The organism is Erwinia sp. V71, from assembly GCF_965644245.1.
In the GTDB taxonomy this organism is placed as follows: Bacteria; Pseudomonadota; Gammaproteobacteria; order Enterobacterales; family Enterobacteriaceae; genus Erwinia.
In genome coordinates this window covers 1-13,598 of record NZ_CBFFRK010000122.1, presented here as the reverse complement: position 1 = coordinate 13,598, position 13,598 = coordinate 1, and the positions used below count along the sequence as shown (strand labels likewise).

The 13,598-nt window shown below is 57.6% G+C and carries 15 protein-coding genes and 1 pseudogene; 11 read left to right on the top strand and 5 right to left on the bottom strand.

Annotated features, from left to right (window positions below):
- Positions 1–59 precede the first annotated feature (59 nt).
- Positions 60–311, bottom strand: a complete 252-nt coding sequence (locus ACSZO1_RS18615) for a hypothetical protein (RefSeq protein ID WP_437615288.1) — start codon at positions 309–311, stop codon at positions 60–62.
- Positions 312–763: 452 nt separating this feature from the next.
- Here ACSZO1_RS18615 and ACSZO1_RS18610 point away from each other — a divergent pair, with 452 nt between their 5' ends.
- The 10 genes from ACSZO1_RS18610 to ACSZO1_RS18565 all read left to right on the top strand — a co-directional run bounded on the left by ACSZO1_RS18610 (position 764) and on the right by ACSZO1_RS18565 (position 9,442).
- Positions 764–2,119: a 2-hydroxycarboxylate transporter family protein gene (locus ACSZO1_RS18610; protein ID WP_437615286.1), complete on the top strand. Its 1,356-nt coding sequence runs from the start codon at positions 764–766 to the stop codon at positions 2,117–2,119.
- 24 nt (positions 2,120–2,143) lie between these two features.
- The gene (locus ACSZO1_RS18605; RefSeq protein WP_437615284.1) at positions 2,144–3,004 is read left to right on the top strand and encodes a fumarylacetoacetate hydrolase family protein; all 861 of its coding nucleotides are present in this window, start codon (positions 2,144–2,146) and stop codon (positions 3,002–3,004) included.
- A 206-nt stretch (positions 3,005–3,210) separates the two neighbouring features.
- The gene (gene citC, locus ACSZO1_RS18600; protein ID WP_437615282.1) at positions 3,211–4,254 is read left to right on the top strand and encodes a [citrate (pro-3S)-lyase] ligase; all 1,044 of its coding nucleotides are present in this window, start codon (positions 3,211–3,213) and stop codon (positions 4,252–4,254) included.
- Between the two features lie 29 nt (positions 4,255–4,283).
- Entirely contained in the window at positions 4,284–4,577 is a 294-nt protein-coding gene (gene citD / locus ACSZO1_RS18595; protein WP_437615280.1) for a citrate lyase acyl carrier protein, read from the top strand.
- Positions 4,574–5,449: a citrate (pro-3S)-lyase subunit beta gene (gene citE / locus ACSZO1_RS18590; protein ID WP_437615278.1), complete on the top strand. Its 876-nt coding sequence runs from the start codon at positions 4,574–4,576 to the stop codon at positions 5,447–5,449. The genes citD and citE overlap by 4 nt, the downstream gene beginning before the upstream one ends.
- An 87-nt stretch (positions 5,450–5,536) precedes the next feature.
- Positions 5,537–7,063 carry a citrate lyase subunit alpha gene (citF, locus tag ACSZO1_RS18585; protein ID WP_437615276.1) on the top strand — a complete coding sequence of 509 codons (1,527 nt, stop codon included), beginning with the start codon at positions 5,537–5,539 and terminating at the stop codon, positions 7,061–7,063.
- Positions 7,063–7,602: a citrate lyase holo-[acyl-carrier protein] synthase gene (gene citX / locus ACSZO1_RS18580; protein WP_437615274.1), complete on the top strand. Its 540-nt coding sequence runs from the start codon at positions 7,063–7,065 to the stop codon at positions 7,600–7,602. The genes citF and citX overlap by 1 nt, the downstream gene beginning before the upstream one ends.
- On the top strand, positions 7,580–8,422 hold the full coding sequence (citG, locus tag ACSZO1_RS18575) for a triphosphoribosyl-dephospho-CoA synthase CitG (protein ID WP_437615272.1): 843 nt from the start codon (positions 7,580–7,582) through the stop codon (positions 8,420–8,422). Before citX ends, citG begins: the two co-directional genes overlap by 23 nt.
- Positions 8,419–8,946: an RBBP9/YdeN family alpha/beta hydrolase gene (locus tag ACSZO1_RS18570; protein WP_437615270.1), complete on the top strand. Its 528-nt coding sequence runs from the start codon at positions 8,419–8,421 to the stop codon at positions 8,944–8,946. The genes citG and ACSZO1_RS18570 overlap by 4 nt, the downstream gene beginning before the upstream one ends.
- A 40-nt stretch (positions 8,947–8,986) precedes the next feature.
- A complete protein-coding gene (locus ACSZO1_RS18565) occupies positions 8,987–9,442 on the top strand; it encodes a type II toxin-antitoxin system RatA family toxin (RefSeq protein ID WP_437615268.1) in 456 nt (151 codons plus the stop codon).
- Here ACSZO1_RS18565 and ACSZO1_RS18560 read toward each other — a convergent pair.
- Positions 9,423–10,214 (bottom strand): YdcF family protein, encoded by a 792-nt coding sequence (locus ACSZO1_RS18560; RefSeq protein WP_437615266.1) that lies wholly within the window; start codon positions 10,212–10,214, stop codon positions 9,423–9,425. The two genes, ACSZO1_RS18565 and ACSZO1_RS18560, sit on opposite strands and share 20 nt — an antisense overlap.
- A 304-nt stretch (positions 10,215–10,518) precedes the next feature.
- Between ACSZO1_RS18560 and ACSZO1_RS18555 the strand changes: the two genes are divergently transcribed.
- Positions 10,519–11,601: a LacI family DNA-binding transcriptional regulator gene (locus ACSZO1_RS18555; protein WP_437615264.1), complete on the top strand. Its 1,083-nt coding sequence runs from the start codon at positions 10,519–10,521 to the stop codon at positions 11,599–11,601.
- Between the two features lie 28 nt (positions 11,602–11,629).
- Here ACSZO1_RS18555 and ACSZO1_RS18550 read toward each other — a convergent pair whose 3' ends face one another.
- The 3 genes and pseudogenes from ACSZO1_RS18550 to ACSZO1_RS18540 all read right to left on the bottom strand — a co-directional run.
- The gene (locus ACSZO1_RS18550; protein WP_437615262.1) at positions 11,630–11,953 is read right to left on the bottom strand and encodes a DUF496 family protein; all 324 of its coding nucleotides are present in this window, start codon (positions 11,951–11,953) and stop codon (positions 11,630–11,632) included.
- A 159-nt stretch (positions 11,954–12,112) separates the two neighbouring features.
- Complete coding sequence (locus ACSZO1_RS18545) at positions 12,113–13,171, bottom strand: FUSC family protein (RefSeq protein WP_437615261.1); 1,059 nt, start codon at positions 13,169–13,171, stop codon at positions 12,113–12,115.
- 210 nt (positions 13,172–13,381) lie between these two features.
- Positions 13,382–13,519, bottom strand: a pseudogene (locus ACSZO1_RS18540) (GyrI-like domain-containing protein); the annotation flags it as partial.
- Between the last annotated feature and the right edge of the window lie 79 nt (positions 13,520–13,598).

Genomic DNA, 13,598 nt, shown 5'->3' with positions numbered 1-13,598 from the left:
CAGGATAGCTTATCGGTAGCTAACCGTCCCTCCATCCACATGACCAAGCGTTGCACTTATTATCTGAATTCGCGATAAAGATGAATAGCGTTGCGATCGCCAATCACGACAAAACTGGCGTCGCTGTGTTTGACAATATTACTCATCAGCCGGTGAATGGCCGGAATATTATTTTCCTTTATTGCCAGTTTGAGATTGGGAATAACAGCAATCTCTTCCGCCTGTATTTTCGCCCGCACACCCATTTCATCATAAAGCTGGCGATCAACGATAACGTAGTAATAAACACCGAGTAGCGAAAAAAGCAGCAAAAAAAATGCTGTCAGCCAGAGAAATAGTTTGTTCTGGAAGGAGACTCTCATCCACAGGGCATCCGCATACGGCTAAACAAGCCCATAACACTACCATGTCACGCCCTGTCAGGTGCTGTTTTTACCGGGAAGTTGTGATCGCCCCCACAATGAACAGGGGTAAAAGCCAGGCCTGATGCCCGCTGACGAAAGCCGCCAACAGATATATTACAGTGAATTAACATTTATTATTAACTGGCAATAAATATAACTTATTCCCGTTAATTTATATTTCCACAATTAAAACCATAAAAACCACGAATTTTATTTCCACGAAAACAAAATAATAAAAACCTTAAAAACCTTAAAAACCATAGAAACCTTTAAAACACCTTTTTTAATTTGCGACACCTCACATCCCTTACGCATCAGAACAATTAGTCTGTGCCGACAAAATGAAAAGGGGCTTTCCTATGAGCACAACTGACGATTCTATCTCTGTTCCACAAAAGCAGGTCTCCGCGAAAGAAAAGTGGTGGCATATTCTCGATACCTGGAAAGTGGGTATTATCCCGCTGCCACTGTTTGTGCTGGCGGGGGCGCTGATTGCCATCGACTGCCTGGGCGGCAAACTCCCCAGCGATATCGTGGTGATGGTCGCCACGCTGGCATTCTTTGGTTTTGCCTGTGGCGAGTTCGGTAAGCGCCTGCCGCTGGTGGGTAAAATGGGTGCGGCAGCCATCTGCGCCACCTTTATTCCTTCCGCGCTGGTGTACTACGGTTTACTGCCGGATGTGATTGTCGACTCCACCACCAAATTCTTTAAAAGCACCAACATTCTCTACCTCTACATCTGCTGCATTATTGTCGGCAGCATTATGAGTATGAACCGCACCACCCTGATTCAGGGCTTCCTGCGCATCTTCTTCCCGATGCTGTGTGGTGAAGTGGTCGGCATGCTGGTCGGTATGGGCGTCGGCCTGGCGCTGGGTATGGAACCGTTCCAGATCTTCTTCTTTATCATCCTGCCTATTATGGCCGGTGGCGTTGGCGAAGGTGCCATCCCGTTGTCGATCGGTTATGCCACCCTGCTGCATATGGATCAGGGTGTCGCGCTGGGTCGCGTCCTGCCAATGGTGATGCTCGGCGGCCTGACCGCGATCATTATTTCCGGTTGCCTGAATCAGCTGGGTAAACGCTATCCGCACCTGACCGGTGAAGGCGAGCTGATGCCTGCCAGCGCCAAAGATCGTAAAAACAACAGCGAACAACAGAGCGCAGCGAACAGCTGTAAAACCGACGTCACCACTATCGCCTCTGGTGCCCTGCTGGCGGTGCTGCTGTATATGGTCGGTATGCTGCTGCACAAACTGGTTGGCCTGCCTGCACCGGTCGGCATGCTGTTTGTCGCGGTACTGATCAAGCTGTGCCACGGCGTGTCACCACGCATGCTGGAAGGCTCTCAGGTGGTATACAAATTCTTCCAGACTTCCGTGACCTATCCGATTCTGTTCGCGGTGGGCGTTGCGATCACCCCATGGCAGGAACTGGTCAACGCCTTCACCCTGTCCAACCTGCTGGTGATTGTCAGCACCGTATCGGCACTGGTCGCCACCGGCTTCTTTGTCGGTAAAAAAATCGGCATGCACCCTATCGACGTGGCGATTGTCTCCTGCTGCCAGAGCGGCCAGGGCGGCACCGGCGACGTGGCCATTCTTACCGCGGGTAACCGCATGCAACTGATGCCTTTCGCGCAGATTGCAACACGTATTGGCGGCGCGATTAACGTTTCACTGGCGCTGCTGTTCCTTGGCAACTTCCTTGTTTAATTATTTTTGACCCCAGGACAAGTTATGAAACTTGCAAGCTATATCCATAAGGGCGAGCGCAGCTACGGCATCCCGACTGCGGACGGCATGATCGACCTGCGCGCCCACCTCGGCCAGCAGTTTGCCGACCTGAAAGCGCTGCTGGCGAACAACGGTCTGCTGCTGGCACGGGAACTGGCGCAGTTGCAGCCTACTCTCTCGTTTGACGAACTGACCTTTTTACCGGTGATTGAACACCCGGAAAAAATCCTCTGCGTCGGTATGAACTACGCCGAGAAACGCAAAGAGTTCGATCAGCACAACCCGGCGCCAACGCTGTTTGTCCGCTTTGCTGATTCACAGACCGGCCACGATGCGCCGATTGTCAAACCGCTGCACTCCAGCGAGTTCGACTATGAAGGTGAACTGGCAGTGATTATTGGCAAAGCAGGCGAGCATATTGCCCGCGCCGATGCACTGTCCCATGTCGCCGGTTACAGCTGTTATATGGATGGCTCCGCGCGTGACTGGCAGCACAGCTGGTTTACCGCCGGTAAAAACTGGCCGCAAACCGGTGCGTTTGGTCCATGGATGACCACCAGCGATGAAATCCCCGATCCGCAGAGCCTCGGTATCCGTACCTGGCTGAACGGCGTGATGGTGCAGCAGGACAACACCAGCAGCATGATCCACGACGTCGCCGAGCTGATTGAGTACATCAGCACCTTTACCCGCCTCAGCCCGGGTGACGTGATCATCACCGGTTCACCGGGCGGCGTGGGTAAGAAACGCAACCCGCCGCTGTTTATGCATCACGGTGACCAGATTGAAGTGGAAATCGACAAAATCGGCCATCTCAGCAATGTGATTGTCGATGCCGCGCAGCTGCATAGCGCAGTAGCGTAACCCGCCGCAAACGACTCAACAGTCAATGCGCGGGGAACACGGGCAGAAGAGGAAAGCGTCACGCGCCAGGGATGGTGCGGGCCGAGCGGTCAGGGATGACGAACAGCGACTTTCCGATCGGCCCGTGTTCCCCGAGCCAGCGCGGAGTTAACTCTTTTTCCGGGCAATCATTTGCACGGTATTTTCACCACCAGCAGGACCAGATTATGTTTAACCCTGAATCCATCGACTTTAGCGTGATTGACGTGCGCCAGCAGCCGCAGGCGCTGGACGACGTACGGCATCTGCTGGCCAGCAGCCAGCTGGGGATGGATGACGATATCGAACTGTTTGTCACCGCACGCTTCGGCATGCAACTGGTGGGTTGCGCCGGACTGGTCAGCAACACCATCAAATGCGTTGCGGTCGATGAAGCCTGGCGCGGCGCCAACCTCAGTGCCCGTCTGCTAGGCGAAGTGGAAAACCTCGCGGTACGCCGCGGCCACTTCCACCTGTTTCTCTATACCCGCCCCTGCAACCTGCAACGCTTTCGCAGCTGCGGGTTTTACCCGCTGGTGCAGTGGGACAAAGTGGCTGTGCTGATGGAGAACTCGCCGGTCGGCATTCTGCACTACTGCCAGCGGCTGAAAAAACAGGCGCACAGCGGTCAGCGTATTGGCGCGGTGGTAATGAACGCCAACCCGTTCACCCTCGGTCACCGTTATCTGGCGGAACAGGCAGCCGCGTCCTGCGACTGGCTGCATCTGTTTGTCGTCAGTGAAGACGTCTCTTATTTCCCGTTCCGCGAACGGCTGGAGATGGTGCAGCAGGGCGTGGCCGATCTGCCAAATGTCACGGTGCATGCCGGTTCAGACTATCTGATCTCGCGCGCCACCTTTCCGGGCTATTTCCTCAAAGACGCCGGGCTGGTCAGCCAGACATGGAGCGCAATGGACCTGCTGATTTTCCGCAACTACATCGCCCCTGCCCTCGACATCACACACCGTTTTGTCGGCACCGAGCCATTCTGCCCGGTCACAAACCAGTACAACCGCGATATGCATCAGTGGCTGGAAGAAGCCAGCCGCTCACCCGCGCAGCCGGTCACTGTGGTGGAAACACCGCGTAAGCGCCACGCCTCCGGGCGGGAAATTTCCGCGTCCGAGGTGCGTGCGCTGCTGAAAAGCCAGCAATGGGCGCGTATCGCCGAAATTGTGCCCCCGACCACACTGGCGCATTTGCAGCGCCACTACTGTGCCGCGGTGGCGTAAACCCTTTTTTATTAATCAGGACAGTCATTATGAAGATTATTCAGGAGGCACTCGCCGGGACGGTTGAATCCAGCGATTTGCTGGTGAAAATCGCCCCCGCTGCGGGCGAATTCAACGTCGTTATTAACAGCGAGGTGATGAAACAGTTTGGCGACCAGATTCGCCTGGTGGTGCACCAGACGCTGAACAGCCTGGGCATTAACGAAGGCCTGGTACTGATTGAAGACAAAGGCGCGCTGGATTGTGTGATTCGCGCACGGGTACAGAGCGCCGTGCTGCGTGCGGCAGGTGTCAATGAGATTAACTGGGAACAATTACAATGAAAAAACTCCGCCGCAGTATGCTGTTTCTGCCCGGCGCTAACGCCGCGATGCTCTCCACCGCGTTTATCTACAAACCTGATTCCATCATGTTTGACCTCGAAGATGCCGTCTCGCTGCGCGAAAAAGACAGTGCCCGCATCCTGGTGTTCCACGCCCTGCAACATCCGATGTACCGCGAGATCGAAACCGTGGTGCGCATCAACCCGCCGAATACGCCGTTTGGTCTGAAAGATCTGGAAGCGGTGATCCGCGCCGGCGTGGATGTGGTGCGTCTGCCAAAAACCGATACGCCGGAAGATATCTACGAGCTGGAAAGCCATATCGAACGTATCGAACGTGAATGTGGCCGCGAAGTCGGCTCCACCCGGGTGATGGCAGCGATTGAATCCGCTATCGGCGTGATCAACGCGGTGGCGATTGCCCGCTGCTCACCACGACTGATCGGTATCGCCCTCGCCGCCTTTGACTACGTGATGGATATGCAGACCGAGCGTGGCGACGGCACCGAACTGTTCTACGCCCGCTGTGCGGTACTGCATGCGGCACGCGCCGCCGGGATCGACGCCTTTGACGTGGTGTGGTCCGACATTAACGACGAAGCAGGCTTCCTGCATGAAGTCGATCTGGTACGCAAAATGGGCTTTAACGGCAAATCGCTGATTAACCCGCGCCAGATTGAGCTGCTGCACAACGCCTACGCGCCAACCCAGGAAGAAGTCGACTACTCACGCCGCGTGATTGCCGCCGCCGAAGAGGGTGAACGTAACGGCCTGGGCGTGATTTCGCTGAACGGCAAAATGATCGACGGCCCGATTATCAATCATGCCCGGGTGGTGCTGGAACGCGCGAATGCTTCCGGCGTGCGTCGTTAATGCAATGAATTTACTTACCCGAACGCATTCAGGGCGTAGCCAGCATCTCTGCCGCCTGAATGATGACGGGTATAACAGGAACAAACCATGAGCAACCTGACTGAACTGCTGCATTTGCAGCACCCCAACCTGCGTCACCTGACGCCTTTTGACAGCGCCCACACCACCACACCGTGGCTGGCGGATGCCACCAGCAAAAAACAGCGCAAACTGTGCCAGAGCATTGAAGAAGCGGTACAGCGCAGCGGCCTGCGCGACGGCATGACCATCTCTTTCCACCACGCCTTCCGCGAAGGCGACCGCACCATCAACCGCGTGGTGGCGATTCTGGCGCAGATGGGCTTCAAAAATCTGACGCTCGCATCCAGCTCGCTGATGACCTGCAACGACGCGCTGATCGAGCATATTGAAGCTGGTGTGATCAGCCGTATTTACACCTCCGGTATGCGCGGCAAACTGGCCGATGCCATCTCCCACGGCCTGATGGCCGAGCCGGTGCAAATTCACTCGCACGGCGGCCGCGTTAAGCTGCTGCAGGACGGCGAGCTGAAGATCGATGTCGCCTTCCTCGGCGTCCCCTGCAGCGATGAGTTTGGTAATGCCAACGGCACGCAGGGCAAATCCTGCTGCGGTTCACTGGGTTATGCGATGGTGGATGCGCAGTATGCCCGCCAGGTGGTGTTGCTGACCGAAAGCCTGGTGCCGTTCCCGAATATGCCCGCCAGTATCGTGCAGGATCGCGTCGACTTTATTGTGCAGGTGGAAGAAGTCGGTGACCCGGCGAAAATCAGCGTTGGCGCGGCGCGCGTCACCAGCAATCCGCGTGAGCTGATGATTGCCCGCACCGCTGCCGAAGTGATTGAGCACTCCGGCTACTTCCGTAACGGCTTCTCGATGCAGACCGGTTCCGGCGCGGCCGCTACCGCCTGTACCCGTTTTATGGAAGAGAAAATGGAGCGCCAGAAAGTGGTCGCCCGTTTCGCCCTTGGCGGCATCACCGGCAGCCTGGTGGATCTGCATGAAAAAGGCCTGATTGAAACCCTGCTCGACACCCAGTGCTTCGACGGCCAGGCAGCAGCATCACTGGCACGTAACCCGAACCATGTTGAGATCTCCACTAACGTTTACGCTAACCCGGCGGCAAAAGCGGCCAGCTGCGATCAGCTGGATGTGGTGATCCTCAGTGCGCTGGAGATCGACACTGACTTTAACGTCAACGTGATCACCGGTTCCGACGGTGTGATGCGTGGCGCATCCGGCGGTCACTGCGATGTCGCTGCGTCCGCCAATCTGACGATTGTCGTGGCGCCGCTGCTGCGCAGCCGCATTCCGACGGTGGTGAAACGCGTCACCACCCGCGTCACCCCGGGCGAAAGCATCGATGTGCTGGTGACCGATCACGGTATCGCCGTTAACCCGGCACGGCCGGAAATCCGCCAGCGTCTGCTGGATGCCGGACTGAAAGTGATGGATATCGACACCCTGTATCAGCGCGCGATTTCAATTAGTGGGGAACCTAAACCGATTCGCTTCACTCAAAGAGTAGTCGGGGTGATTCGCTACCGTGACGGCAGCGTGATCGACGTAGTGCACCAGGTGCAGGAGGAAGCCTGATGTCAACTCTGACGCCCGCCGCTGCGGGCGTTACCCTGACGGAACTGCTGGCGGCGAAAGAAGCGCGCGCGCAGCGGCAGTCCGCTTGGTTAACGCACTACGCACAACCGCTGGTTTCACTGACGCTGGTTACCCCCGGCGCCGTCAAAGCCAGCAGCCGCTACCACCATTGCATGGGCAGCGCGCTGCAGGCCTGCGATCAGCTGTTCCACCAGCTCCACTGGCCGGTTCTGGCGCGTGAAGTGTTCTGGCTGCCTACTGGCGCCGAAGCACTGTGGTGTATCGACCACAACGCGCCGGAGATTAAAGCCGCAACCGTGGCGCTGGAGGCGGAACACCCGTTAGGCCGGGTGTGGGATATCGATGTCATCTGCCCGCAGGAGGGACAGATTGGTCGTCGCTCCCTCGACCAGGCCAGCCGCCGCTGTGTGATTTGCGATGGCCCGGCGCACGCCTGCGCCCGTTCACGCCAGCACCCTGTCGAACAGGTCGTGCAGAAAGTGGAGGAGATTATCGATGCATGGTTTACCCGCGATTAACCCCCTTACTCTGGTGTCGGCGCAACAGATCGCCGTGTTGTCCCATGAAGCATTAACCCGTGAAATCTGGCTCAGCCCGAAACCCGGGCTGGTGGATGCCCTTAACAGCGGTGCGCACCGCGATATGGATCTGGCGCTGTTTCTTGCCAGTATCGAAGCGGTCAGTCCGTGGTTCAGCCATTTTGTCAGCGTGGGTCAGCAGAGCGCCGCCCTGCCCGCCCACGAAGCCCTGGCGCAGGCGCGTCTGCCTGGGCTGGCCTGTGAACAGGCGATGTTCAGCGCCACCGGCGGGGTGAATACCCATAAAGGCGGCATCTTTTCCCTCGGTTTACTCTGTTTCGCCGCCGGACGATTGCAGGCGGAAACGCTGACGCAAAGCCGTCTGTGCGCGGAAGTGGCGGCGTTATGCCATGATCTGGTGGCGCGTGAGCTGAAACACTCCGCCCGTCAGGCGACCATCGGCGAACGTCTCTATCACCGTTTTGGTCTGACTGGCGCACGTGGCGAAGCGCAAAGCGGTTTCGCTACTGTGCGTCGTCACGTTCTGCCTTACTGGCATCAGGAGATCGATCCGACACGTCGTCTGCTCAATGCCCTGCTGCGGCTAATGGCCGTTAATGCCGATACCAATGTGGTGTCACGCGGTGGCATTGACGGTCTGCGTTTTGTGCAGCAATCCGCACGACGCCTGCTGATCGCAGGCTGGTGTACTGACGACCTGCTGGCACTGGACGCCGAACTGACCGAACGCAATCTCAGTCCTGGCGGCAGCGCCGATCTGCTGGCGGTCAGTATGGTGCTGGCTGCGTTACCCGCATGATCGATCAACTCTGCTTTTTGCTGGTGCCCGGGCTGCGCGACAGCGATCCCGGTCACTGGCAAACCGCCTGGCAGCAGCAGGCACCACAGTGGAAACGCATTACGCAACGTCACTGGAGCCAGCCGGATCTTGATGGCTGGGGCGATGCGATTAACCGTGAATTACGCCCCAGCGACCCGCCTGCGCTGTTAATCGGCCACAGTTTTGGCGCGCTGGCGGCGCTGCACTGGGCGCGGAGTCATCCGCAACGGGTTGCCGGGCTGGCGCTGGTGGCCCCCGCCGAACCGCTGCGTTTTCAGGTAGAGGATCGCATTCTGCCGCAACCGCTGCCCTGCCCGAGTCTGCTGTTTGCCAGCCATACCGATCCGCTGCTGCCGTTTGCCCGTGCCGAATTCTGGGCCAGCGCCTGGGGCAGTGAACTGGTGGATATCGGTGAGGCCGGGCATATCAATACCGAAGCCGGGTTTGGTGACTGGTCATGGGGACGGGAACGGGTGATGGCCTTTGCCAGTACGCTGCGGTAAGGTAACGTTTTCAGCACAGAACAGGATGATCGGAGCGCTGATGACGACGTTTGAAAAAACCATGCAGGTGGCATTCAGCCAGCAACAGATGTATCAGCTGGTGGCCGATGTTGCCGCCTACCCGGAGTTTTTGCCGTGGTGCCGCCGCGTGGAGATCCTGACTGACGAGGATGGCGGCAAGCGGGTGCGCATCGAACTGCAACAGCCGCATCCTGTGCCACTCAGCATCACCACCCATGCCACCTTTGATCCGCCTGCCGCACTGAATTTACAGCTGGTGGAAGGCTCCTTTCTTTCCGCCTTTCGCGGCGAATGGCATTTCAGCCCGCTGACGGCAGGAAGCTGCCAGGTGACGTTTCGCGTCAGTTACCGCTTCAGTAACCGGCTGATGAAAATGGCACTGTCGCCGTTTTTTAATATGGTCGTCAGCATGATGCCGCAGCTGTTTTTACGCCGCGCACGGCGTATCTATACGCCTACCAGTGACGTGCGCTGACCCCCGCCAGCAGGTCGCTGTCTTTCAGCAACGCAAACGCCTGCTCCACTGCGGGTGGAATATCGACATGTTCAATAAAGTTTTTCCCCTGCGGGCCATAGCCTTCGCAGTCATCGCGCAGACGCGGGATCTCGCCCAGCAGCAGTGACAGGAAGCGATCAAATGACCACAGACCTTCCCCCAATACATCGCTAAAGCGCGCCAGTCCCTGCGCCCATTGCAGCTGTGGCACAAACACTGGCCAGTTAAGGAAGGTGGCTGCCGTTCCCTGCTGTTGCCAGTGATGGCGGAAGGTGGCGTAACAGCGGCGCTGCATCAGCGGGTCCTGCACCAGTACGATGCGCCGGGCTGGCAGCTGTTTTTCCTGCAGCAACTGCCAGCTGAAGGCGGCGTTCTGACCGCCGTTGGTGGAGGCTTCTTCCAGCAGCAGCTGTTCGGGCGGAATAGCAAAAAATTCGCGGGCGATAGCGGCCAGCATTGCGGCTTCGCTCAGGCCGTCTGTTGGCAGATTCCGATAGCGCGAATGGGCAGAGATCGCCTGCGCCAGCAGCGTGGTGGAGTGGCCGATGCCGCCGGAGATCAGTAGCGGCAGGTTGTGCTCCCGCGCCAGACTGAAAGCGCCTTCGATATTGGGCAGCACGGCATGCCCGGCCAGCACGATAAGATCGGCATGCAGTCTGGCGCGCTGGACGCTGACATCGTCCGGTGCCAGCCAGTACGCCAGCGTGTTGATGGCGTCACATTGTGCGGCGGTTAAGGCGACAGGATTCACAGGCAACTCCTTCTGACGAATGCAGGCTAATGATATATCATCTGATATTTGCTGCAGGCTGTAAAATTTGCCCGGACTGCTTCAGGTGGTCACGGGCAGACAACGCTACACGGACGCCCCCTTCCCCCGCCAGCGGGGGAAGGCCGGGATGGGGGAGCAAACGATGCAGGTGCGTGGTCGTGGCTCCCCCTCGCTGACCCTCCCCCATTTTATGGGGGAGGGAATCTGATGCTCCTTCCCCATAACATGGGCGAAGGAACAAAACGTTGCCAGTTGCCTTTAACAACAAAAGTGAGAGTGCGTAATGATATCCCGTTCGGTGACCCTTGATGACGTAGCGAAGCTGGCAGGCGTGTCCTATCAGACCGTCTCGCGCGTACTCAATCACTCTGACCAGGTATCCGCCGCCACGCGCGAAAAAGTGCGTGCCGCCATGGCGCAGCTCAACTATGTGCCGAACCGCGTGGCACAGCAGCTGGCGGGCAAAGCCAGCCGCTCAATCGGGCTGGCGACCACCGACCTGATGCTCCAGGCCCCCGCGCAAATCGCCTCCGCGATCCAGCATCGCGCCGCCGCGCTTGGTTATCAGCTGGTGATTGCTATGGCCGATAAACCCGGTTTTAGCGCAGCTCAGGCAGCCGTTAACGAACTGCTGGCACAGCGGGTGGATGGTCTGTTGCTGAACCTGCCGCTGCCGAATGAGGAGGCTCAGGCACTGGCCCAAATCAGCGGTCAGCGTCCCTGCCTGTTTATGGATGTCGCCAGCGATGCAGCGGTCAGCCACTGCCAGTTCAGCGCCAGCCAGGGTGCGCGTCAGGGCGTGGAACACCTTCACGCGCTCGGCCATCGTCGTATCGCGCTGATCACCGGCCCGCTTGATGCCGTGTCGGCAATGCAGCGCTTTCAGGCGTGGCAGCAGGTGCTGGCGGAATACGGGTTGCAGCCCCATGCGGTTTATCAGGGCGACTGGAGTGCGCAGTCGGGTTATCAGGCGGTCACATCACTGTTGCCGGATAATTTGCCAACCGCACTGTTAGTCGCCAATGATCAGATGGCGCTGGGTGCGATGCGCGCGCTGCATCAGCACGGCATTGCCATTCCGGGGCAGGTGTCGGTCGTCGGTTATGATGACACCGCCGAAAGCGCCTGGTATCAGCCGCCGCTGACCACTATTCGTCAGGATATTCGTTTGCTGGGTGAGCAGAGTGTGGATCGTCTGGTGGCGGCCATTCAGCGCCAGACGCAACAGGCGACAGCACCGTTAGCCACAGAATTAGTGATACGCGAAACCACCACCAGCGTGCAGCCAGCAGCAGATATTCAGCAGATCGCCCGCCAGCTGACAACGCTGGCGCAGCAGCTGCGGCAGTTAAAACCGCAGCCGTAACAGGGGCGTCAGACGCGCCCCGCGGTGATTACTCTTGTGGCTTTGGCTCGCCCATTGCTTTCAGTTTTTTCGACAGATCGCGGCGTTCTTTCGACAGGTCGGCGTTTTTGATGATGTAGTCATCCACGCGATCTTCATAGTCGCTGCGCATGCTGGCGATAATTTCCTGAATCGCTTCGATGCTCATCCCTGGTTTGATGTACTCACTCAGGTTGTCCAGCAACAGCACACGTTTCTGGTTATCACGAATTTTCTTTTCGTTGTCGTGAATTTCACGCTGCAGTTTGTTCTTGCGACGGAACAGTCGTACGAACTCCAGCACGTCCTGAAAAGATTGCTTTGCGTTTTCCATGATGACACCTTTCATTGGGCCTGGCAGGCAGGCGTAATTGTCGTAGCCTTCAGCTTAGCGGCTCGCCATAACCGATGGCAATTCTCACATTCAATTTCAGACTGGCGCTTATCTTAACGCGAAACCGGGCGTGTCCGCAGTAAGTTGTTGCTTAGTCGATTATTTACGCATCGCCAGCCGCACCAAATCGGACAGTCGCTCCAGCTGGCGCGTCAGTTCGAGGCTCAGCCAGACGTAGCCGTGGATCTGGGTTTCCATCGCCGCATGACCGCGGGTGGTGTCGATCAGCTGGCGCAGTTCCTGCGAAATCTCCGCCAGTTCGGCGTTGTTGGCCGCCACCTGGTCGGTATCGCCGCTGAGCAGTGCCGCCGACAGCGCCTGAAAGGTATTTTCCGTCATCTGCTGGGTACGGCGCAGCGCAGGTGCATTCAGCATCAGGAAATGGCTTTCACGGGATGACCACCAGGCATTAATTTGCAGTTCAAGGGTGCAGAGAATATTGCGGTTCACGGTCTGAATACCGTCGAGCACCGATTTGGGGATTTTGGTCTCTTTGCTGGCCGGTTCCAGCAGGGCGCGCATCCTGACCACTTCGCCCAGCAGGTGCTGTAACGGTTTCGTCAGGCGGGGTTGTTCCAGCAGATTGGGTGAGAAACCGGTGTGATGCACCCGCGCCATCGCCGCCAGCGCATCAGACAGTTTTATCCGCCATTGCGTATAGGCTTTCTGCGGCCAGATGCTGCTGAACAGCAGCGCCAGCAACGAGCCGATAATCACATCACCGCCGCGCCACAATGCGGTTTCCATATCCCCTGCCGGTGCGCCACACACCACCGCGAGAGTAATGCCGATCAGCAGTGCCATATAAGGATGCTTGCCGAGAGTCAGGTAACCACAGATAAACATCACCAGCATGCACCACACCAGCATCAGCGGCAGCGAGAACAGCTCCAGTTTCAGCGCGATCAGCCCGGAGAGCGAGCCAAATACCGTGCCGCCAATACGCTGCACCGCGCGCGGAAAAACGTTGCCCCACGAGGAGATCGGCCCCATCACCACCACCAGGGTAATCAGCGGCCAGCTGCCTTCGGGAATATCCAGCCCGCGCACCAGCAAAAAGGTCAGTACAAACGCCAGCGCAATACGGCAGCCATGCACGATGCGGTAATGGCGGTACAGGCTGAATTCAACGGCCGAAATCGGCAAATCAGGACGCAAGGCACAGCTCCGGTAAATGACAATGTCGTCTCATATCATAACCGATCACTTTCCGCAGATTTCAAACAGAATGTCATCACTGAGCACGATTTTCGCCAGTTTTACCTCAGCGCAGGATTTGGTTAACAGAATGACTACAGGGATAAAATAAGCTGCAACCGCGGATTAGCGGGCTGTTTACCTGCCGCCAGAGCGGCGGCAGGCGTGTGTTCAGGATTTAATCACCGGCACACAAATCTCAAAATCCCAGATGCCGCTCACCGAGCCGTCATTCAGATAGCGATCAAAACAGGGCGCGTCCGCTTTGCGGTAGCCGCTGCTTTCCAGCCAGTGGAAAAAATCCAGCCACGGTTTAGGGAAGGTGCGATTTAATCATTCAAAGTTCTGTTCATGACTACAATGATTGCCGTTCATCTATCGTTTTCAG